This is a genomic window from Gardnerella sp. C0684A1 (assembly GCF_055326835.1).
The window spans coordinates 39,066-61,514 of record NZ_JBLTSX010000002.1; the positions used below are offsets into that span (position 1 = coordinate 39,066).

18 protein-coding genes are annotated in these 22,449 nt (G+C 39.7%); 5 read left to right on the forward strand and 13 right to left on the reverse strand.

The genetic code is table 11. From position 1 onward, the window contains the following. Positions 1 to 71: 71 nt before the first annotated feature. Complete coding sequence (locus ACNEUN_RS01825) at positions 72 to 2,342, forward strand: HelD family protein (protein WP_463630450.1); 2,271 nt, start codon at positions 72 to 74, stop codon at positions 2,340 to 2,342. A 62-nt stretch (positions 2,343 to 2,404) separates the two neighbouring features. On the opposite strand, the gene nrdR is transcribed toward ACNEUN_RS01825, so the two are convergent. The 3 genes from nrdR to ACNEUN_RS01840 all read right to left on the reverse strand — a co-directional run bounded on the left by nrdR (position 2,405) and on the right by ACNEUN_RS01840 (position 3,739). Continuing rightward, positions 2,405 to 2,875 carry a transcriptional regulator NrdR gene (gene nrdR / locus ACNEUN_RS01830; RefSeq protein ID WP_427876670.1) on the reverse strand — a complete coding sequence of 157 codons (471 nt, stop codon included), beginning with the start codon at positions 2,873 to 2,875 and terminating at the stop codon, positions 2,405 to 2,407. Between the two features lie 143 nt (positions 2,876 to 3,018). Continuing rightward, complete coding sequence (locus ACNEUN_RS01835) at positions 3,019 to 3,294, reverse strand: hypothetical protein (RefSeq protein WP_463630452.1); 276 nt, start codon at positions 3,292 to 3,294, stop codon at positions 3,019 to 3,021. Positions 3,295 to 3,412: 118 nt separating this feature from the next. Further along, positions 3,413 to 3,739: a LysM peptidoglycan-binding domain-containing protein gene (locus ACNEUN_RS01840; RefSeq protein WP_427876666.1), complete on the reverse strand. Its 327-nt coding sequence runs from the start codon at positions 3,737 to 3,739 to the stop codon at positions 3,413 to 3,415. 164 nt (positions 3,740 to 3,903) lie between these two features. On the opposite strand from ACNEUN_RS01840, the gene lexA reads away from it, so the two are divergent. Continuing rightward, entirely contained in the window at positions 3,904 to 4,623 is a 720-nt protein-coding gene (lexA, locus tag ACNEUN_RS01845; protein WP_463630454.1) for a transcriptional repressor LexA, read from the forward strand. 223 nt (positions 4,624 to 4,846) lie between these two features. On the opposite strand, the gene ACNEUN_RS01850 is transcribed toward lexA, so the two are convergent. The 6 genes from ACNEUN_RS01850 to ACNEUN_RS01875 all read right to left on the reverse strand — a co-directional run bounded on the left by ACNEUN_RS01850 (position 4,847) and on the right by ACNEUN_RS01875 (position 12,427). Next, a complete protein-coding gene (locus ACNEUN_RS01850) occupies positions 4,847 to 5,326 on the reverse strand; it encodes a GreA/GreB family elongation factor (RefSeq protein ID WP_427876662.1) in 480 nt (159 codons plus the stop codon). Positions 5,327 to 5,449: 123 nt separating this feature from the next. Beyond that, on the reverse strand, positions 5,450 to 5,857 hold the full coding sequence (locus ACNEUN_RS01855) for an FKBP-type peptidyl-prolyl cis-trans isomerase (RefSeq protein WP_463630455.1): 408 nt from the start codon (positions 5,855 to 5,857) through the stop codon (positions 5,450 to 5,452). Positions 5,858 to 6,037: 180 nt separating this feature from the next. Further along, the gene (locus ACNEUN_RS01860) at positions 6,038 to 7,555 is read right to left on the reverse strand and encodes an L-serine ammonia-lyase (RefSeq protein WP_463630795.1); all 1,518 of its coding nucleotides are present in this window, start codon (positions 7,553 to 7,555) and stop codon (positions 6,038 to 6,040) included. 118 nt (positions 7,556 to 7,673) lie between these two features. Then, on the reverse strand, positions 7,674 to 10,280 hold the full coding sequence (locus ACNEUN_RS01865) for an HAD-IC family P-type ATPase (protein WP_463630457.1): 2,607 nt from the start codon (positions 10,278 to 10,280) through the stop codon (positions 7,674 to 7,676). Further along, on the reverse strand, positions 10,270 to 10,974 hold the full coding sequence (locus ACNEUN_RS01870; RefSeq protein ID WP_463630797.1) for a hypothetical protein: 705 nt from the start codon (positions 10,972 to 10,974) through the stop codon (positions 10,270 to 10,272). The genes ACNEUN_RS01865 and ACNEUN_RS01870 overlap by 11 nt, the downstream gene beginning before the upstream one ends. A gap of 160 nt (positions 10,975 to 11,134) precedes the next feature. Then, on the reverse strand, positions 11,135 to 12,427 hold the full coding sequence (locus ACNEUN_RS01875; RefSeq protein WP_463630459.1) for an ATP-binding protein: 1,293 nt from the start codon (positions 12,425 to 12,427) through the stop codon (positions 11,135 to 11,137). Between the two features lie 345 nt (positions 12,428 to 12,772). Between ACNEUN_RS01875 and ACNEUN_RS01880 the strand changes: the two genes are divergently transcribed. After that, positions 12,773 to 13,216 carry a toxin-antitoxin system HicB family antitoxin gene (locus ACNEUN_RS01880; protein ID WP_463630460.1) on the forward strand — a complete coding sequence of 148 codons (444 nt, stop codon included), beginning with the start codon at positions 12,773 to 12,775 and terminating at the stop codon, positions 13,214 to 13,216. Between the two features lie 10 nt (positions 13,217 to 13,226). Here the strand turns inward: ACNEUN_RS01880 and ACNEUN_RS01885 are convergent, their stop codons facing one another. After that, positions 13,227 to 15,434 carry a DEAD/DEAH box helicase gene (locus ACNEUN_RS01885; RefSeq protein WP_463630462.1) on the reverse strand — a complete coding sequence of 736 codons (2,208 nt, stop codon included), beginning with the start codon at positions 15,432 to 15,434 and terminating at the stop codon, positions 13,227 to 13,229. 46 nt (positions 15,435 to 15,480) lie between these two features. Beyond that, on the reverse strand, positions 15,481 to 16,086 hold the full coding sequence (locus tag ACNEUN_RS01890) for a pyroglutamyl-peptidase I (protein ID WP_463630463.1): 606 nt from the start codon (positions 16,084 to 16,086) through the stop codon (positions 15,481 to 15,483). Positions 16,087 to 16,441: 355 nt separating this feature from the next. On the opposite strand from ACNEUN_RS01890, the gene nox reads away from it, so the two are divergent. Both nox and ACNEUN_RS01900 read left to right on the forward strand, forming a co-directional pair. Next, positions 16,442 to 17,782 (forward strand): H2O-forming NADH oxidase, encoded by a 1,341-nt coding sequence (gene nox / locus ACNEUN_RS01895; RefSeq protein WP_463630465.1) that lies wholly within the window; start codon positions 16,442 to 16,444, stop codon positions 17,780 to 17,782. Between the two features lie 156 nt (positions 17,783 to 17,938). Next, positions 17,939 to 19,069 carry a 4-hydroxybutyrate dehydrogenase gene (locus ACNEUN_RS01900; RefSeq protein WP_463630467.1) on the forward strand — a complete coding sequence of 377 codons (1,131 nt, stop codon included), beginning with the start codon at positions 17,939 to 17,941 and terminating at the stop codon, positions 19,067 to 19,069. Between the two features lie 135 nt (positions 19,070 to 19,204). Here ACNEUN_RS01900 and ACNEUN_RS01905 read toward each other — a convergent pair whose 3' ends face one another. Both ACNEUN_RS01905 and ACNEUN_RS01910 read right to left on the reverse strand, forming a co-directional pair. Then, positions 19,205 to 21,283 (reverse strand): YhgE/Pip family protein, encoded by a 2,079-nt coding sequence (locus ACNEUN_RS01905; RefSeq protein ID WP_463630468.1) that lies wholly within the window; start codon positions 21,281 to 21,283, stop codon positions 19,205 to 19,207. Then, entirely contained in the window at positions 21,273 to 22,040 is a 768-nt protein-coding gene (locus ACNEUN_RS01910; protein ID WP_427876631.1) for an ATP-binding cassette domain-containing protein, read from the reverse strand. The genes ACNEUN_RS01905 and ACNEUN_RS01910 overlap by 11 nt, the downstream gene beginning before the upstream one ends. Positions 22,041 to 22,449: the final 409 nt, after the last annotated feature.

The window sequence follows — 22,449 nt, forward strand, 5'->3', positions numbered from 1 at the left end:
TGTGTATAAGCCTCGAGATATACTTAAACGCCTAGTTTTGGCAATAAGTACCTAGAGCAGAACGGACACTTATGTCTACGTATTCCTCACAACTTAGCGAAGAACAGCATGCTGTTGACTTAGCCTATGGACGTCTTGATAACTTGCGTAGCACTGTTCGCGCACGATTGGACGCGGTAAGAGCAGCAGGATCCCACGGTTCTCCTACTCAACGCACCGAACGCGATTCTTTCGCAACAATGTACGAAGATCGACTCTCTCAGCTAAGAGCTGTAGAAGATAGACTCGTGTTTGGCAGATTAGATGATGTATTTGGAGCACATCACTACATTGGCCGCATTGGACTGTTGAGTGAGAATCACGATCCTATTCTTACTGATTGGAGAGCTGAAGCTGCGCGTCCATTCTATGAAGCTACACCATCTCACCATGGGAATATCGTTAGACGACGTCATATTACTCTTAAATTCCGCGATGTTGTTGGAGTAGAAGACGAAGTACTTGATATTAATTCTGATGAGATTGGTAAAGCTTCTCAACAGGGTACTTTAACAGGCGAAGGCGCTTTACTTGCTTCACTTGGATCCCGTCGTACTGGAAAGATGACGGATATTGTTGCTACTATTCAAGCCGAGCAGGATCGTATTATTCGCGCTCCTCTTGAACGCACTATTGTTGTTCAAGGAGGACCTGGAACTGGTAAAACAGCTGTAGCCTTACATCGTGCTGCGTATTTACTTTATACTCATCGTCGCAAACTTGAACATTCTGGCGTTCTAATTGTTGGACCTAGCTCTGCGTTTTTACGTTACATAGATCAAGTTCTCCCTTCTCTAGGTGAAACGGGCGTAGTAAGTCGTACTATTTCTGATTTAATTCCTGGAATTCAAGCCACTGCAGAAGATACTCCTTATGTTGCAAAGCTAAAAGGAATGTACCGTATGCGAACTGTTATAGCTAACGCTATTTCTGCACGAATACGAGTTCCTAAGAAACTTCCTACTGTGCGCATTAATGGTTTTTCAATTCCAATGCTTTGCGAAGATATAAAAAACGCACAATTTGAAGCACAACGTACACATCAGCCGCATAATCAGGCTCGCAATACATTCGTTAAATCCGCATTGAGTGCTATTAGGAATAGGTATCTTGAGCAACTAGATTACACTCCTAGTCAAGCTGAAATTAACGATATAACTTCTCAGCTTCGAATGGATGATAAGATTCGAGTAACTTTGAATCTTGCATGGTTGCCTATGAATGCCACATGGCTTATTGATCAGCTTTTCTCTAAACCTTTACAGTTGCGCACATATGCTCCTTGGCTAAAAGACGAAGATATTAATGCTCTTACTAGACCAAAAGGAAGCCCAATTACTCGTTCAGACATACCATTACTTGATGAAGCTATGGAGCTTTTAGGACATGATCCTAAACTTGATACTCAGCAAGCACAACTAAAAGCTAAAAAGCTAGAAGAACAGCAGTTTGCAGCTGATACTTTAGCTCAAGCAGGTATCGGCAATGGTATTGTGACTGCTGACATGCTACTTGACAGTATTAATGGTGATGACGCAAGTATTATGGCTCATAAAGCTGCTTCAGATAGAGAGTGGACTTATGGTCATGTAGTAGTCGATGAGGCTCAAGAACTTACGGCAATGGAATGGCGTATGCTTATTCGCCGTTGCCCTTCGCGCTCATTTACCATAGTTGGAGATGTAGCTCAGACTTCTGCATTAGGCGGAACTCGCCGTTGGCAAAAAAACATGAACAGCATTTTTGGTGAACCAAATTGGGATCTTTACGAACTAACGATTAACTATAGGAATCCTCGTGAAGTTTCTGAAGCTGCCGGAAAAGTCGCTACAGATTCTGGACTATATATTTCTACCGTAAGCGCAGTGAGATCTGTACCAGGATCTTTGGTAAAGCATATAGCTTCTGACCAAGAAAATCTTGACAGCATGCTTGCTAATTATTGCGTAGAGTTCTTCCACCAATTCGTTGCAGATGACGGCAGTGGACGAGTTGCAATTATTGCGCCAAATGATTTGCAAAGCCATACACAACAAGTTGTTCATGATGCTCTTCGTAATAATCTTAGTGATTCTCAATGCAAGCGAATAGAACAACAGAATGATGACGATAAGCAAATATGCGTATGCAATGCCGAAGACGTTAAGGGTCTTGAGTATGACGCAGTTATACTCCTGCAACCTCATGAAATCGAACAAGAAGCTGCATCACGCTTAACTGCCGCAGCCAATCTTTACGTTGCTATGACGAGACCTACACAGAAACTGCTAATACTGCAAACACAGAATGATGCAGATTTTTAGCAAACAATTTGACTATGTCCTACTTTTGCTCTTTCCCACCTTTAACGTGCAAAAGTAGGATTTTAGTTATTTTCTTTTTCTGCTTCTGCCTTATCGTTTTTCAAATCATCAATTGCACGCACAAAATCTTGCAATCCAGTGAAGTTTTGATACACGCTAGCAAAACGAAGATAGGCAACCTCGTCAAGTTCTCGCAGAGGCTTGAGTATAGCTTTACCAACTTCTTCCGAAGTTACTTGTGCTAAACCTCTCGCTCGCAAATCTGCTTCAACTCGCATTCCAAGAGTTTTTAACGCTTCAGAATCTATAGGACGTCCTTGGCATGCTTTGCCAACACCAGCAACTACTTTTGCACGATCGAAAGGTTCTATTGAACCAGAACGTTTCATAACTAGCAGCTGTGTAGTTTCTACTGTAGTAAAGCGATTGCCGCACATCTGACATTCACGCCTACGACGAATCGAATAACCATCTTCACTAATTCTCGTATCGATAACTTTAGTATCGGAATTTTTACAAAACGGACAATGCATATAATCAGCATACTAGAAATCATGCGAACTTGGTACATGTAACAACAAAATTTAACAGTTATACCAATATTTTATGCACATATAAGCGCTTTTTTAGTAAAAATTTATTGATACCACAAAAAGATCACGTAATTTCTACAATTCTATTCATCCAATTTGATCACGACAACACTATCATCCTCAATATAATTACTATCTAAATCATCGTAAAGAATACAGTGATTTATTAAATTGCAATAACTATCTTTACAGCAATTAGTACAACAACCCGAATCATCTGAGTGGTAATCATTTTTAGAATAAGAATCTAGAACCATATCCCTATCGAGGAACACAAAACATGTTGCAAAATCATTATTAACAACACATGGTATGCCTGAAATCAGCCTTATTCTATTATCTCTTTCTTCTGCACTCATAATATACCCCCATTAGTTTTATTATTTTGACAATTCTTTAGTTAACAATATTTCTGGTTAACAATCTTTCTAATTAACAATCCCCTATTAGAAATAGTTATAAAACAATAAATGACATCTACATATTTACAACAGGAACATTTATTGTTTGTCCAACTGAAATATCACTTGAATCAAGATGGTTTATTTGCATTAGACGATCAACTGAATCACTTACATTCCCTCCACTAGGAGTTATTGTTGCAGCATAATGCCACAAAGTGTCTCCTGGACGAACAGTATAAGTTACTAATTTTTCTGGAACTACTGAAATTGCGTTTTTAGGTATGAAAATAAAAGCAAGCGCAACAAGTGCAAATAATACAATTGCTCTATGAACCATTATACTTTTGCGGTATTTATTCATCTTTCTACTGTTACTCTTACTTGCAGTTACTGTGTACATAATCTTTCCTCCCTCATATCCAAGTAGAAGTAATTGAACATTTGTTCTATCGAACAAGTGTATCAATAATGACACATTCGTTCGAAAGTTGCAACGGCGTGTCGAACAGATGTTTGATTTTTTCTTCTATATGCGATACTATATATAAAGCGAAAGGAGCAGCCATGAACGACGAGCACAAAGAATCAAACGATTCAACAATAGATAGTGACATTTCACTTACAGAACGTCAGCGCAACATCATGGCTGCCATTCAAAACAGCATAAACAAACACGGATTCCCACCATCATTCCGTGAAATAGGAGAAGCTGTTGGCCTTAGAAGTCCATCTTCAGTTAAACATCAACTTAGAACACTAGAAACTAAAGGCTACATACGCATTAGCGCGAATAAAGGTAGAGCTATTGAAGTTATGAATAATTCCTCAATCAAAGAGGAAAATCCACAATTTATAAAAAGCGATGCTAGATCAGTGGATATAAGTATGTACGACAGCGAAGCTGTTATAAACTCTCATGACGTTCCACTGGTTGGCCGTATTGCAGCCGGAGCACCTATTACAGCTGAACAACATATTGAAGATGTAATGCGTCTTCCAGAAAGACTTACAGGCACTGGAAATCTTTTTATGCTAGAAGTACACGGCGATTCCATGATTGACGCTGCTATTTGCGATGGTGATTATGTGGTAGTTAGAGAGCAACACGAAGCAGTAAATGGAGACATTGTTGCGGCTTTGCTAGATAACGAGGCTACAGTAAAAACTTTCCGCAACGATCACGGTCACGTATGGCTTATTCCACATAATCCTGCTTACTCTCCAATTGATGGCTCTCACGCAACTATTATGGGAAAAGTAGTTACAGTATTGCGCAAAATATAATAAAGCTATTTTTAGCGTCTACTTAAACTTAAAATAATCTAATAAAAGTTAATTACTAGCTTTACTTCTGAACATAAAAATAAAAAAAAATAATAAAAACTAAAACGCTGAAATTAAAACTTAATCAACTTAATCAAAATATAAAATTGTTCCTCGAATATATCAAATTGAAACATTCGAGGAACAATCTGCAAAATACTAAAACTAAAGCAAAATTATTAACTTAAGCAAGTGGATGAGAATCCTTAATAGTCACAGAAATCTCACGACCATTAGGAGCTGCATAGCTTACAGTGTCTCCAGTATGAGCACCAATAATCGCTGCACCAATTGGAGATTCTGGACTAATAACGTCATAATCTGTGGCCACAGCAATATCACGAGATCCTAGAACGTAAGTCATTTCACGTCCAGCAAGCTCAACTGTAACTAAAGAACCGTTACCAACAGTGCCATCTTTAGGCGCTTCAAGGATTTTCGCATTACGTAACTTCACAATAAGCTCATTAATGCGTCCCTCATTCTTTCCTTGCTCTTCACGAGCAGCCTGATAACCGCCATTTTCAGACAAATCACCTTCAGCTCGAGCAGCAGCGATACGCTCGGTAATCTCTTCTCGATATTCACCTTCACGATGCTCTAACTCTTCCTTCAGCTTGTCATACGCTTCCTGCGTAAGCAAAATAGTTTTTTCTTCAGCCATTGCTACCTCCTTATCCAACAATCTCTTATAAATCAAAAACTATTAAACAAACCATTACACGAGTCACCGAGTAACACACTAAGCAGATTCACCGCATTAGCCTGCACTCAATGACTCACGTACTCAACGCGTTGAAATAATATCAACTACAAATACCAATGTGTCTCCGCCACCAATACCAGCTTGAGGAACACCGCGAGAACCATAACCATACTCAGGTGGAATAGAAATCAACAATCGCGAGCCAACATTATGACCAGGAACCGTACGATCCCATCCTTTAATAACCTGACCAACACCAATACCGAAGCTGGCAGGCGTGTGACGTGCGAAACTTGAATCAAACGGCTTTTCAGCACCCCAAACAACACCGTGATAATTTACGGTAACAGTGTCTCCAGCACGAACCAATGGACCATTGCCTTCCACCAACTCAACAACTTTGAGACCAGCTGGCGGCTCAGATTCCGGGAACGTCACCGTTGGCGTAGTGCCAAATTCTGCAATCACTTCTGGCATATCCTGTGCCATTTTACCTCCTTTAAAACTCCAAACAGCACATAGCAGTGTACACTTCTATAATCAACCTGTCCTAGATTAGCACTCAATCGTTACGTGTGCACTACTATAGTGAGATTGTGTATAAACTCACAATATATACCATGTTGACTAGCATAATCAACAAAAATTGTGTAAGAACTTATGCTCAAATTAGCATTCAACTACGTTAACAGCCAATCCACCTTTTGAAGTTTCACGATATTTAGACATCATGTCATGACCAGTTTCTTTCATCGTCTTAATCGCCTGATCAAGACTTACCATATGCGAACCGTCACCAAGCATAGCCATACGAACCGCATTAATAGCAGTATTTGCAGCCATAGCATTACGTTCAATGCAAGGAATCTGAACTAATCCACCAACAGGATCGCAAGTCAATCCTAAGTGATGTTCGATTCCAATTTCTGCAGCATTTTCAACCTGCTCAGGAGTACCACCTAATACTTCACACAATCCAGCTGCAGCCATTGAGCATGCAGAACCAACCTCACCCTGGCAACCAACTTCAGCTCCAGAAATTGAAGCGTTACGCTTAAACAAATAACCAACAGCTCCAGCAGCTAGTAAGAACCTAACAACACCGTCCTCGTTAGCTGAATCAACGAATCGCCAATAATACTGCAATACTGCAGGAATAATACCAGCAGAACCATTCGTAGGAGCCGTAACAATTCGGCCGCCTCCAGCGTTCTCTTCACTTACTGCGAGCGCAAAAAGATTAACCCATGCAGAATCAGAAGTTTCCAAAGCTGCATCTGCACGTCTACGATTATTGCGAAGCATATCTGAATTTGCTGCAAGACGCTCATACATATGAGGAGCACGGCGAGGAACATCAAGACCGCCCGGAAGAATTGGCTGCTTTGAATTGCAGCCATTTTCAACACATTTGCTCATAACATTCCAAACGTGAAGTAAATAGTTGCGCACATAGTCAGCATCACCCTCGTGTAAAGCTAACTCGTTTTGCCACACAACATCACTGATTTGCATATGCTCTCTTCTGCAAATGTCGATCAGCTCATCGCATGAAGTAAAAGGATAAGGTACAGTAGAGTCTTTAGTTTGATTTGAAGTATCAACTTTATTTTCGTTTTGACTAGTTTCGTTTTGACTAGTTTCGTTTTGACTAGTTTCGTTACTACTACCTTCGTCTTTATTGCTTTCAGCTTGCTCTGTAACTCGATCATGTAGACCAACCATAGCGTCATCAGAACGACCTTTACGCACAAACCCGCCGCCAATGGAATACCAAACTTGCTCATCTACCTTATTGCCTTCAGAATCCGTTGCAACAAAACGCATTCCATTTGGATGTGCAACCATACGCTTCCATTTTTCAAAAACAACATCATTGTCGTAATCAAAAGAAATAATATGTTCTCCTGCAAGTTTCAAAGTACCAGTCTTTTTACAATCTTCACGAATTGTAAGCATATGCTCAGTGTCTACATTATCTGGAAGATTCCCTTCAAGACCTGCAACAGACGCTCGATCGGTACCATGCCCTAAGCCAGTTAAAGACAAAGATCCATAAAGCGTCACCTTTACGTGCGCAACATTTTTAAGACTCCCACTTTTTTGCAGGGAAGTTACGAATGCGTAAGCCGCACGCATAGGACCTACGGTATGCGAAGAACTCGGACCGACACCTACTGAAAACATTTCTAAAATACTGAACACGTATCTATTGTAAGCATCATTACTAGCTCTTCGACACACTCACTAATTCACATAGATTAGTTTTCTGATTCTTTTGATTCTTTCTTTATTTTCTTACGCACTATTTCTTACGCACTATCAGTTTTGCCAAAATCACGCATACAAACCAAAATACTGCCGATAATATAACTGCTATTGTCATTACAGTAAGTGCACTTCCCGCAGTTGGCACATGAATTTCGAAAAACTTTGCAGTAAACGGTATAAAAGCTCCAGCAACTCCAGCTGCAGCAAATAACGCAACCATGATTCCTCGCCACGAGCGCAACGGCTTAGCAACGCTTGCAAGCACGAGTATGCCAAGGACAAATACGATTACGGAACAAATACTGCGAGCGGTTGCCAAGGCTTGCACGTTTGAAACAATAAAACGAGACGCTATCAAATTATTTGCGGCAACATCGTCAAGATTTAACCCCAAAACTCGAGGAGCTATAACAGCAGTCGCTAGCACGGAAAGCGCTACTGCAAATCCGCTAGGAACAGCAAAACGCACTACACGCTTCAAGAATCCTGGAATATAGCGACGAGTATTAGGCGCTAAAGCGAGCAAAAATGCTGGAATACCAATGGTTAAAGAACCAATGTAAGTAATATGACGAGGCAAATACGGGAAGTGCAATCCGAGCAATACCACTCCTGCAGAAATAAGCGCAGAATACACAGTTTTTACAAGGAATAAGCCAGCCACACGTTCCATATTTGCCATCACTTGCCTACCGCGAGCCACAACATCCGGCAAATGCGAGAAGCGCGAATCAACTAGGACCACTTGAGCTACAGCTTTTGCCGCAGGAGCAGCATTGCCCATAGCAACACCTAAATCAGCCTCTTTAAGAGCCAACGTATCGTTCACGCCGTCACCAGTCATAGCAACAACATGACCTTGAGTGTGAAGTGCCTGAACAATCGCCTTCTTTTGATTAGGAAGCACACGCCCAAGAACATCAACATTTTCAAGCACTTTAGCCAGTTCGTTAATATCTTCAGGCAATTTTCTAGCATCCATTGCAATAGGTTTGCTATCTCCTGTTAACCCAACTTTTGCAGCAACAGCCGCAACAGTTGTAGGATTATCTCCCGAAATTACACGGCAGCGTACACCCTGCTCACGGAACCATGAAAGAGTCTTACGAGCATCTTCACGAATACGCTCAGAGCAGCGAACTAAAGCAACAGGCTGGGCACTTGCGCAAATAGTAGGAGAATCGCCAAAAGTTTTATCTGTGTCTGTGATGCTACTTTCGACGCTACTTTCGACACTACTTGCTTTTGCAAGAAGCAACACACGCTCACCCTGCTCAGCATAAGAATTAACTTTCGCTAAAAGTTCATTAGAATTTGCACAATTAATCGCGCTTAGCAATACTTCCGGAGCACCCATATACCAAGTTTCATATTCTCCACTACTTTGCACATATTGCACAGCACTCCACTTTCTAGCGGATGAGAACGGAAGTCGGTTAGATACATGCGCACTAGCTGCGACTCCTTGAGCGCCAAGCCCTTCCATAATCGCAACGCCTGTTGCGTTTGGATTTTCTTCATTAGATAAGTCAAATAAAGCCTGATTAGTTTGTAAGTTGGTTTGTAAGTTAGTTTGTAAAGATATTTCTGCATTATTATCTAGATTTTCTACGCCAACGAATGCAATACCACCGTCAGTAATAGTGCCAGTTTTGTCCAGATTCAAGCAGTCTACGCGCGCTAAAGTTTCTACAGATTCCAGCTCCTGAACTAACGTTTGTTTACGCGCAAGTCGCATAGCAGCCACCGCAAAATTAAGCGAAGTAAGTAACACCAATCCTTCTGGAATCATGCCAACAACGCCTGCAACAGCAGAAACAACGGCTCCTCGCCAAGCGCCAGTCTGCCATGCTTCAACAAATCCGCCAACCTTATGCATTTGCGACCACACAAGTAACACACACAAAGGCACCACAACCATAGTCATATACTTCAAAATCGTATTAATTCCACGACTTAAATCGGAAATCGTTTTAGAATACACCTTTGCTTGTGCTGCTAATTTTGCTGCGTAACTGTACTCTCCTACGGCAGTAACACGCGTTAAGGCCATGCCAGAAACTGCAGTAGACCCGGAATAAACGTTATCGCCTTGCGCTTTTCGTACTGTAGCAGACTCGCCCGTGAGCATGGACTCGTCCATTTCCAATCCCCACGATTCCAACACTTCTACGTCAGCTGGAACCTGCTCACCGGCTCTAAGCCACAAAACATCCCCAAGCACAATATCTTTGTGCGCAATCTCGATATTTTCTCCACCTCTACGAACCATTGCGCGAGCAGCGATCAATATAGAAAGACTATCGAGCGTACGTTTAGCTTTTAGCTCAGTTGCAACACCAATACCAGTATTTACTAAAATTACTACTCCAAAAACAGCGTCTTTCCATGAACCTGTGGCAAGAACAACTATCATCGCCACAAAAATGATTGCATTAAATAACGTGAACACATTTGCGCGAATAATATCTATTACCGAACGCGAAGTTTGCTTAGAAGTAATATTCACATCTCCGCGAGAAACCGCCTCTGCAACTTCTTTGTCACTCAATCCAGAAACTTCTACTTCAGGAAGTGAGACACAAGAATTACTTACTTTTTCAACGGAACTTGCGGTTAAGTTGTGCTTGCTACTTGTCATTTACAATCACTTCCCTACTGTGTGGCGTATTGTCGATTATTGCGCGAACAATGCTGAGCAAAGATGAACGTTCTGGATAAAGTTTAGTGTTTTTACTATCTGAATGTTCATTGTGATTCGACGAATCAGTTTCATAAATAATGCCGTTAGCAACATCGTTCATATGCAATGTTGCAGCGTATAAAGTTTCGTCTTTAGGAGCTTTTATAGGGTTAACTAGCGCAACTGGAACTCCAGCATACCGCGCGTATTGCAGTGCAGAAATCCACGCTTTACTTTCACCCGATTTGTTTACAGCACTTTCTTTAGATTTTTTAGATACTTGAGAATTTGAATCTAATTTTGTAACGTCAAGAGAATTTATGAATATCATTGACACAGGCTGCTCACTTGCAGAACGAATAGCTTGCTGAGCTGCCTCATTAGGATTATTAATATCTGAAACTGACACATAAGCTGCACTGATTCCGTACATTTTGCACTGTCTTAAAAGCTCATCATCAAGAGCTTCAGACTTAGAACCAATCACCAGTAAATGAATATCGTTAATATCCACACCATCGTGGATTATGTCTCCAGCTCGTCCAGTATCCCCAACGGCTTTACCCTTCGGCTCGCAGGCACTCAACGTACCTAGCGCTAAAGCAGTTACGAGAGCAGCCGCAAAAATGGTAACAGCGCGTTTAGAAAACATAAGACTTTTATACCACACCTTCAACATAAGTGGCTGTTTTGAGGTAAAACTGCTCATCAAAATGAAATCAATTCTTCATCTTTATTTTCTATTCAATAATTACTTAACGCGTAACAAATCCTAGAAAAAATAATTTATATTTGTTCACAACTATTCCTTGTTATTTGTCCAAACTATTTTCATCAATAAGAAAATCCATTATTCCCAGCCTAAGTATTCCACTTTCGTCAGTCCAACTTTTCCCGTAAGATTTGGAAACTATTATTTTCTTAAAGGAATCATCTATTGCCTTTAGTGGCCTGAGTTCGGTGGCTTCCTTGTTCTCATCATCCATATTTAGTGCAGATTGAATGTAATATTTTTTACTCCCTTTTCTGGCAATAAAATCTACTTCCAAATTCTTCTGCATTCGCTTTCCATTTTTATGTTCTTCTACAACATCTATATTCCCGACATCAACAAGAAATCCCCTTACACATAACTCGTTATATATAGCATTTTCCATAATATGCGTCTCTTCTTGCTGCCTTAGTCCAAGCCTAACATTTCTAAGACCAACATCACTACAATAGAATTTTGACGGATAATCAAAATACCGTTTACCCTTTATGTCATATCTTTCCGCCTTAGAAAATAGGAAGCTATCCGTCAGATAGGAAAGATATGTGCTGATTGTCTCTGAGTCTGTTTTGATTCCCTTCCTGCTGTTCACTGTTCTTGCTATTTTACTTGCATTTGTCAATGAACCGATAGATGAACAAAGACTACTCGTAAGTTCCCTAAGTACACCTGGAAGACGAATATCATAGCGCTCTTCAATATCCTTAAAATAAATTTCTTCGAAAAGCTCATTAAGATACAAATATTTTTCTTCATCACTACTTAAGCTAAGCATGTAAGGCATGCCACCGTACATGATATACTCATCGTAGGCATCATGCATATCTTTACCTGAAAATGTTAAATATTCAGAAAACGACAAAGGATACACATGAATCGTGTCTCCTCTCCCACGAAATTCAGTGGAGACATCCTTAGAAAGCAACTTGGAATTACTACCCGTAACATACACATCAACATTTTTCATGTGAAGAAAACCATTCAGAACACTGTACAGCTTGATTGGCTCGTTGCCTTTTTTCAGTTCATCACTCGAAATTGCAAACTGTATCTCATCAAGAAGAAGATAGTATTTTTCACTGGTATTACTGCAAATATTACGAACATATTCCGAAAGTTTATATGGATCGCGAAACTCCTTATTTAAATCGTCATCCAACGCTATAGAAATAATATTGCTTTGAGGCGTTCCTGTTTCAAGCAGATGCTTTTGAAAAAGCTCAAATAATATCGTGCTTTTGCCACACCTTCTTACTCCCGTAATTATTTTAATTCTTCCGTTCCACTTTTTTCTAATAATGGCATCTGTATATCTATTTCTATTAAAAATCATAGACCGTCTCCGCAAGTTACTCGTCTTATCAACTAAATTCCGATTAGATTATATAATATCTATAATCGGTATTCAATCGTCATGTCGACTAAATTCCGAATATTACGTGTAATTTAAATGTACTAATGTTTTTATTATCACACGCACATCAATGTGTCACTTCCTACGCACACTCGACTTATCATCCAAATTCTCTAACAAAAGAAGAAGCGTCACATAAAGACCAATCGTAAATCCACCTTTTTACAGTAAAGAAACATTCATTTATCAACAATTGACACCACATATAACACCACTTATACTTTTATAAAACTTTTAAAAAATCAGCAAAATATGAAATCAAATATGACTAAAACAAATAAAATTAGCAAAAATATCACTCACAAAAACAACGCCAAAACACTTACAAATAAAACACTCAGCTACTACATGTCACTACCGTATAAGCTGGAGATTGTAAAGGATCCCGATGAAGGCGGATTCGTGTCCTACTACCCTGATTTGCCAGGATGCATAAGTTCAGGAGACACCGAACAGGAAGCAGCAGCAAATGCGCAGGACGCTAAGCATTCTTGGTTTGAAGCAGCTCTTACAAGCAAAATCAATATAAAAGAGCCGTCTTACCATGAATTAAATGACTATTCCGGACAATTCAAGTTACGTCTTCCTAAAGAATTACACAGGCAGTTGGCTGAACAATCTCAAGCTGAAGGCATAAGCATGAACCAGTATTGCGTGTATCTTCTTTCACAAAATAACGCTATTGAGCGCGTACTTGAGCGAGCATAAAAACAAATACTTATACTAATTCATTCTTAGTATTATTTTCGACATTACTCTCGATTTCTTCGGAAACATTTTTTACATTATCTTTGCTCTTACTAATACGATTAACTTCATCATAAACGAGTTTTCCTAATGTTTTCTCATCAATTTCAACTTTTTGAGCCGCAACAGATTCATCAGCAAATCTATTAAAGATTTCCTGCTTATTTTCAAGAACTTTTGTAATTCCTTCATCGATAGTTTTTTCAGCTAAAAGATGATAGACAATCACATCCCTAGATTGACCCATACGATATGCTCTGGAAATTGCTTGATTCTCAGTAGACGGTTTAAGCTGTGGCTCACATATAACTACCACACTGGCGGATTGAATATTAAGACCGGTACCACCAGACATGATTTGAGACACCAACACACTTCCAGCTGGTGCATTATCAAATTCTTCAATAATCTTTATTCTTTTTTCTGGTGAAACCGAACCATTTATCAAACCAATGCATTTGTTTGAGAACACATCAACTACTTTATGCAAAGTATCCAAATAGAAAGAAAAAATAAGTACTTTTCTCTCCTCTAATTTTGCTTCTTCGACTATTTCTTTTAATAGTTTTGCCTTACTAGAGTTGCGCATATCATCAACATTCCACGAAACTCGCCTAATAGCATGGAAATTACCACTCATCAAAGCTTTTTCGTATTCAGATTCTTCTTCTGCATTAAGCTGACACCAAGATTTATTCTCAATTAACTCAGGAAGTTCAAATAAAACATCTTCTCGTTTTCTACGGTAATAAACAGGAGCTATTTTCTCTTTAAAAAGATCTGAAAGAACAAAACTTCTTGTACCAACAATTTCTGCAGCAATATCCGGTTGCAATAATTTTATAAGTTTCACCATTTCACTAACTTTATTTTCAAGAGCAGTTCCTGTCATAAAAAGAATATTGTTAGCATGATTAAGAATTAATTTTGTATTCTGATAGCGTTTTGTTTCTGGATTTTTTATATAGTGAGCTTCATCTACAGCAATCATTGAGAATTCAAAATTATCTGGTAGGTTAAAATATGATGTCATTTCATAAGTCGTAACAGCAACACCACCATTACTTATCCAATCTTGTAACGAAAATTCTCTATCTCTTTGAGAACCATGTACCTTAACTACTCTTAAATTACTAAATCTTTTAATCTCCTTGCACCAATTCACAATAATGCTTGCAGGACATATGACAATGAAGTGAGTACCACCTTCATTTCTTAAAGAAACCATTGCTGCAATAGCTTGAACAGTTTTACCAAGTCCCATTTCATCACCAAGCAACACTCTTTTTTGGTGGAGAATATATTTCACACCAAATTGTTGGTATCGTCTAAGTTGACATGATAAACCATCTGACAATATAGGCTGTTTCTTAACTTCACCAGCAAGTCCTTCAGGTAAACCATAAAAATCGTCGACACTTCCCAATAGCCCAGGAACGAGATCTTCAATAACATTCGCACATTGAATCGGATTCTTCTGCAATTCATACCACGGATCACAGCTAAAATTACGTATCTTATCTAAATTTTCTAAAGAATGATAAGCTTGTTGACCATATTCACCAGCTAATGTATCACTAAGAAACTTACAAGCTTCAATTGCGCGCTGTCTATTTTCATCTGACGCAAAAGCCCATCGCAAAAATCCCTTTGCTGGTTTAGCTTGTTCGAAAGCTAACTCTATAACAGGAAAATACTTATCAGCTAAACTATTACTAACATTCGTAAACCGACTAGTATACCTATAAAGAAACGCAAAGCGAATGATATCTTCTACATCTTTACTTTTATTGCTTAAACTAAGCTTCAGTTTAACTCTCTTTTTTAATTCTTCTACAGTTTCATCGACAATTCTTTTTATTTCAATTGCACCATTCTCACTAATACCTCTAATAGCCGATAATTCATACACTGATGCTTTAAATACATCAGCAAAATTATTAAAACCAGCATTCTTAAGAATTGATACTCTTATACCTTTTTTCTCACGATTAACTTCTACAATCGAAACATTTTCTGCCATTCTGATAGCTTGATTAGATATATATTTTTGTGCAACATGCTCAAGAAGCGCCCTAGCTTCATCTTGTTTATTATTTAAAGAAACAAGATTGTATTGCAAATTTTTATGCAGCCTTATAAGATTCCTAGCATCTGAAAACGAAAATTCTCTTCTCATGTTTCTCCTTAAATCTGCAACATTTTAACTAATTTTACTTCAACTACTAGCAATCACTCGCAATTACTTGCAGCGCAATTTCAATACCGCAAAGCATATCAGCTAAACTCATAGAACTCGTACTCGGCTTATCAAGAACTTGCTCAGGCAAATACGGAACGTGAATAAAACCGCTCTTAATCGGCAATTTCCTAGTCTGGCAATAATGACAAACACTGTAAAGCACATCATTGCACACGTACGCGCCCGCAGAAAAAGACACAGACGCCGGCAATTTTGCCTTATTCAAAGCCTCAACTATATTCACAACTGGCAAAGTCGCTTTATACGCCACATCACCATCTTGTACAACAGGCTCATACCAAGGCTTATATCCACTATTATCCGGTATGCGCGCAGCTCTACAGTTAATTCCAACATACTCAACGTTAAAACAAGCAGAACCGCCAAATTGCCCTAACGAAAGCACAGCATTAGGGTGAACTTCCTCTATTTTCTCAATAACTTTTTGCGCACCTTTGTTAAACTCCGTAGGAATCTGCAAACGAACGAGTTCCACGCCCTCAGGTGCATGCACTGATTGCGCAATCTCCCACGACGGATTTATAGACTCATTATCAAACGGCGTAAAACCAGTAATCAAAATACGCATTACAATACCACCTCATACAACTCTCACTTTATTAAAACATTAAAACGCATCACAAAAACTGTACATATGTGAATGTCACTGTATATAAACAGTATACAAACTTCAGGATTCTACTACGTAATTCATGTTCGCAAAAAGATTAGTTATAGTCAGATTGTGAAATAATCACACACTCCACACACAACACGCACAAAATCAAAATTGGTAAGACTCACATTCATGTAATAATATTATGCATTGGATGTGCGTTCGCGCCGCAGCGTAAATTAAACAAAGTAGTTAATGCAGCACATACCATAATTTCAGCAGAAATAAACAAAATAAAACTAGATTCAACGACGAAAAGAGATTACCGATGACGAAGATCATTCAGATTGGCGCAAATCACGCCGGCACTGCCTGCGCTAACACTATTTTGAGCTACCCAGGAAACGATCTTACAATTTACGATCAAAATAGCAATATTTCCTTCCTTGGCTGCGGCATGGCTTTGTGGATTGGAAAGCAGATTCAAAGCAGCGACGGACTGTTCTATCAGAAGCCAGAAGATTTCATTAAAAAAGGCGCTAAGGTAAATCTCGAAAGTAAAGTTTTAGACATTGATTACGCAAAGAAAGAAGTAACAGTCGAGCTTAAAGACGGCACTGTTATTCACGATTCTTACGACAAGCTGGTTCTCGCTACTGGTAGCCTTCCAAACAAACCACGCATTAAGGGCATTGATTTGGAAAACGTGCAAATGGTAAAGCTTTTCCAGAATGCTCAAACTGTTATTGCAAAGCTTCAAGAGCGCGATTTCCATAATGTTGTGGTTCTTGGCGGCGGCTACATTGGCGTTGAACTTGCGGAAGCTTTTAAGCGACTTGGCAAGAATGTAACTCTTATCGATATGGAAGATCATATTCTTAACGGCTACTTTGACCCAGAGTTTTCCGATAATTTGAAGAAAATTATGGAAGATAAAGGCATTAAGTTTGAGCTTGGTCAAACCGTTGAAGAAATTGTTGGCGAAACTGAAGTCAAGGCTGTTAAAACAAGCAAAGGCACTTACGATGCAGACATGGTGATTTGCGCTATTGGCTTCCATCCAAACGTTGCGCTTGGCAAAGATCACTTAAAGCAATATGCTAACGGCGCTTTCCTAGTTGACAAGAAGCAGCAAACTTCCGACCCGGACGTATACGCAATCGGCGACTGCGCTACAATCTACGACAACGCTCGAGACCGCGTAAACTACATTGCTCTCGCCACTAACGCCGTTAGAAGTGGCTTGATTGCAGGTCACAACGTTTGCGGAACTCCTGTAGAAACCGAGGGCGTGCAAGGCTCTAGTGCAATGATGATCTACGATTACAAGCTTGTTTGCACTGGCTTGAGCTTGACTGCCGCTCAAAAAGAGGGCATGGATGTTGATTACGTTGATTTCGAGGATACTCAAAAGCCTGCGTTTATGGAAGTTGAGAATCCAAAGGTGAAGATTCGCATCGTTTACAAGAAGGATACGAAGGTTATTGTTGGATGCCAATTGGCTTCTAACTACGATATGTCTGCAGCAATTCACCTGTTCTCGCTGGCCATTCAGAAGAAAGTCACGATTAAGGAGCTTGCTTTGTGCGACATCTTCTTTATGCCTCACTTCAACCAGCCATACAATTACATTACGATGGCAGCTTACACGGCTTTGTTGAAGGGATGATTAGCTTCTGCAATTAGCTTAAATCGCATTTATTAAACCAAGCAATCTGTTCTATAATGTAGCAGTTGCTTGGTTTTTTAATCATCCGCGCACAAAAGCGCGCACACAACGCGCATATTAGCGTAAGACATGCAGATTAAAACAAAGGAGTCTGGGATGAAGCAGCTTTCTATTAAACCAACTATTCACAAGTTCGAGCACGCGCGCGATTTTGCGCAAGAATTCAAGCTCAGCAAGGGCGATCTGGTTATCACAAACCAGTACATTTGGGAGCCTTATTTTGGCGATTTGAATCTTGATTGCGACGTTATTTTCCAAGAGAAATACGGCAAAGGTGAGCCTAGCGACGCAATGGTTGACGCAATTGTTAGCGACATTCACACTACTCCAAAGCGCGTGATTGGCATCGGCGGCGGCACTGTTTTGGACATTTCCAAGGTTTGCGCTTTGAAGCAAACAAGCCCACTTGAGGATTTAGTTGACGGAAAGATTCATGCACAAAAAGGCGCTAATCTTATTCTTGTTCCAACTACTTGCGGCACAGGCTCCGAAGTTACGAACGTTGCCGTATTCTCGCTTACTAAGCGCAACACAAAGAAGGGCTTGGCAAACGACGCCTGCTACGCTACGGACGCGGTTCTTATTCCGGAATTATTAAAGAGCCTACCGGATTACGTTTTTGCAACCAGCTCTATCGACGCTCTTACGCACTCGATTGAATCCGCACTTTCCCCTATTGCAACCGAGCTTACAAAAATGTTTAGTTACAAAGCTTGCGGACTTATTTTGCAAAGTTATATGCGAGTTGTGAAGGAAGGCAGTAGCGCAAAAGCCCAAGTTGTAGGCGACTTGGTTTCGGCAAGTCTTTACGCTGGCATTGCGTTTGGTAACGCTGGCTGCGGTTGCGTGCACGCTATGGCTTATCCGCTTGGTGGCACCTTCCACGTGGCTCACGGCGAAACGAATGCAGCTCTTCTTACAAGCGTTTTGCGATACTATGCTAAGCACGATGCCAACAGCGATAGCACAGAAAACACTGAGCTTTCTAAGCTTTTTGACTTTATGGCAAATATTCTCGAATGCCAGAAGGCAGACGTATTAGATAAGCTCGACGAAGTGCTAAATACAATTCTTCCTAAGCACAGGCTTCACGAGTATGGCATGAGCGAGGATATGATTCAAAGCTGGGCTTCAAGCGTTGTTAAAGAGCAGCAGCGACTTTTAAAGAATTCCTACATGCACATGGATGAGTCTGCAATTGCTGAAGTCTACGCATCTACTTTCTAAAGTCAGATCTCACTAAAGTCAGATCTCACTAAAAAGTCATATTTCACTAAAAAGTCATATTTCACCAAAAACAATCCCCGCAACTAATAAAAGCTGCGGGGATTTTAATATCGAATATCGCACCTACGCTAAAACTTATGCCTCAAGCGTTATTACAGGATGCAAGTCAAACATTGTTACAGTACGCTTCATACGCGCAACAATGCTTGTAATAGCAATCGCAACTACGCCGAAAAGCACTAGCATTCCAATACCGAAAACTATTTCACCACTGTTCTTTCCAGCCATTGCTTGACGCAACCCCATAATCGAGTACGTCATTGGCAGGTACGGATGAACAGCTCTAAAGAATGCTGGCGTCATTTCTACAGGGAACGTTCCAGCAGAACTTGTGATTTGCAGCATAAGAATAATGATTGCAACAACTCGTCCAGGTATGTGGAACACAGTTATTATCATTTGCATAATTGCCATAAATGTTATCGCTGTAATAATTCCCACAGCGTAAAACGCAGGCACATTATCTATTTGCAGCTTAAGAGCAGCGTGAACAACACCCATAAGAATCACAGTCTGCACAACACCCATAATAATAAATGGCGTGAGGCTAATAAGCGTACTCTTTACCGGGTTCATACCGTTAAGTATTTCTCGCCTATCCATAACTCTCAAAACGAACGTTGCCATAAGAGCACCGACCCAGAGTCCTATGGAAATAAAGTAAGGAGCAAAACCAGTTCCATAATTTTCAACGTGCGAATACTCGTGTTCTTCCAACGCAACCGGTGCGCTCATTACTTTACTTTTTTGAACAATATTGTTGATTTTTCCAGACTTTTGAGAATTCTGAAGCCCGTCATGTAACTTCTTTGCTCCTTCAACAAGTTTTGGAGTATTATCAGATAGTTTCTTAGCGCCGGAATTAAGCTGATCCGAGCCGTTCGCTATTTTCGCTGAACCTTGAGCTGCGTTATTAATACCATTATTAAGTTTTTCACTACCACTGCTCACTTTGCTAAGTCCATCTGCAAGCTTATTTGCTCCTTCAGCTAATTTATTTGATCCAGCATTAACATTTTCGATTCCTTTAGCGAGCGCATTCACTCCACCTTTTATGCGCAAACTACCAGAAGATAACATGTCAGCACCAGCACTTAAAGCAGAAAGATTTGTTTCTAGAAGTTCAGAGTTTTCGCCTAATCCTTCTGCTAAAGCTTGTAAATTAGATACAACATCTTCCTTAGTTACTGCAGGATTTTGCGCTTGTATAAGAAGATTAGTTATTTTCGCTTTTGTTGCAGCATTTCCAGCTTTTACGTGTTCTTCTAACTCTCCACTAGAAGAAGCAAGCTTTTGAGCACCTTCATAAAATTCACCCGTTGCTGCAGATAATTTTTGAGTTCCTTCGTTTAGCTGTTGCGCTCCGTTTGCTAAATCTTGCGTTTTTTGCGCAAGATACTGCGCTCCTTCTTTACTTTGTGCGTTAGCTTGGGTAAGAGTATTTGCACCTTTTTGTAAATCTCCTAAACCGTTTTGCAGTTGACGTAATGACTGCGAAAGTTGGCTAGATCCGTCAGCTAATTGATTTATTCCACTCTGTAACGACTTGGAACCATTATGTAATGCGTTTGCTCCGTTTACAGCGTCCCCAAGCGAATCTGAAGCGGAGTTTACTTTAGCAAACATGTTCTCCCAATATTCTTGCGCAATAGCTTCACTGATTTCGCTTCGCATTGTGTGGAAAGCAGTTTTACCGATTTGCGAAGCCAGCATGTTACTTGCTTGATCATACTTTACGTGAAGTTTTGCTTTAGTTGGTGTGCCATATTCTGCAGAAGCAATGCACTTACTAAATGATGACGGAATTGTTGCTACCATAAAGTATTTTCCGTCACGAAGTCCTCTGCTTGCTTCGTCTGAATTTACGAAGTTCCATTGGAATCCTTCGCTACCATCTTTTTGGTTTTTCAAGCGGTTTTTAATTTCGTCGCCAACATTACGCATTTTGCCGTTAATCATAGCGCCATTGTCTTCTACAACTACCGCAACTGGCACAGTGTCTAATGTTTTGTAAGGATTAGTGAACGCCCATAAGTATAAGGCTCCGTACAAAAGTGGTATTAAAGCTACTGTTCCTATTATTAATTTTCTAGCTTTTCCTTTCATCGTGTTGTTAAGCTCACGAAATGCAAGAGCAATAGTATTAACGCGCATTGTTTTCACCACCATTTGCTTCACGTTCACCAAGCTGAGAATCAGTATGAGAATTTTCTGCTTTCTCATTATTTGGTATGAGTCTTAAGACTTGATCAGCTTGTTTTTCGAGATCACTTTGCAAGACTCCAACAAGGCATGAGCAGTAATGTTCACTTACATATGAACGGATATCTTTAATTAGTAGATCGCTTTGTTCGCTGGTAAGTTCGGTCTCAATTTCGTCTACAAAAAGCAGCCACGGCTGTTTTAGTAAGGCTAAAGCAATTCCTAGTCTCATGCGCTCGCATGGAGTTAGTTCTCCTACTTCTGTTTTTCGAGGTGAGCAAACTTTCCAGTATGCTAAAACGTTGTACGCGTATTGTTGTAATGCTTCGCGATTATTAATATCGTTTCTATACTGTGACCTAAATAGTGGCGAATGCAATGCGAGTTTTAATTCGCTCATTAATATCTCGTCTATTGTCTGAGTTTTGTAGAATTCGTTTATTCCGTTGAATATTCCTATTCCAACGTACTGCCTTGATTTTTGTGTTTCGCTTGGAAGGTTTGCGTCAACAATTTTAAGGCTTCCACTTGTAAATTTCATATAGCCAGATAATGAAAGCAGCAAAGCTGATTTTCCTGAACCGTGCTCTCCGGATATTGCGAAAATTTTGTGTGGAGTGACTTTTAGTGACACGTTAGAGAATGGTGTTCTTCTAAATCTTTTTAATCCTAATTCTTTAGCTTCTAGCAGCGTTTGTTCTTCTTGCATGATTTGTTACGTGACGTTAGCAGCCCAAACTATAAGGTATAGTGCCTTATTTGTTAGCAAAACAATACGATAATCTACTAGTAGTTTGCTAATAGATTACTATGTTTTTATTACTGTGCGCGTCAGGCATTCCTCCTTACTATATTGTTTTTACACTGTCAGAGTATGGGGTATATGAATGTTGAAGTCTTAGCAGATTATTTGTTAAGACTTTCTGAATCTAAACACCATACTTTCTAGTGTTTTATTTTTTCCAATTTTCTGTTTTTGTTTTTTCTATTTTGTTTTGACTTTTATTTTGTTTTCTTGATTTTTAATTGATCTTTATAATTAATTTTTATTTTCCACATCACTTTGTGAGATTTTCTATTTGCTAATTTTGCAATTCAACCAGTGTTGCAGTAAAAGT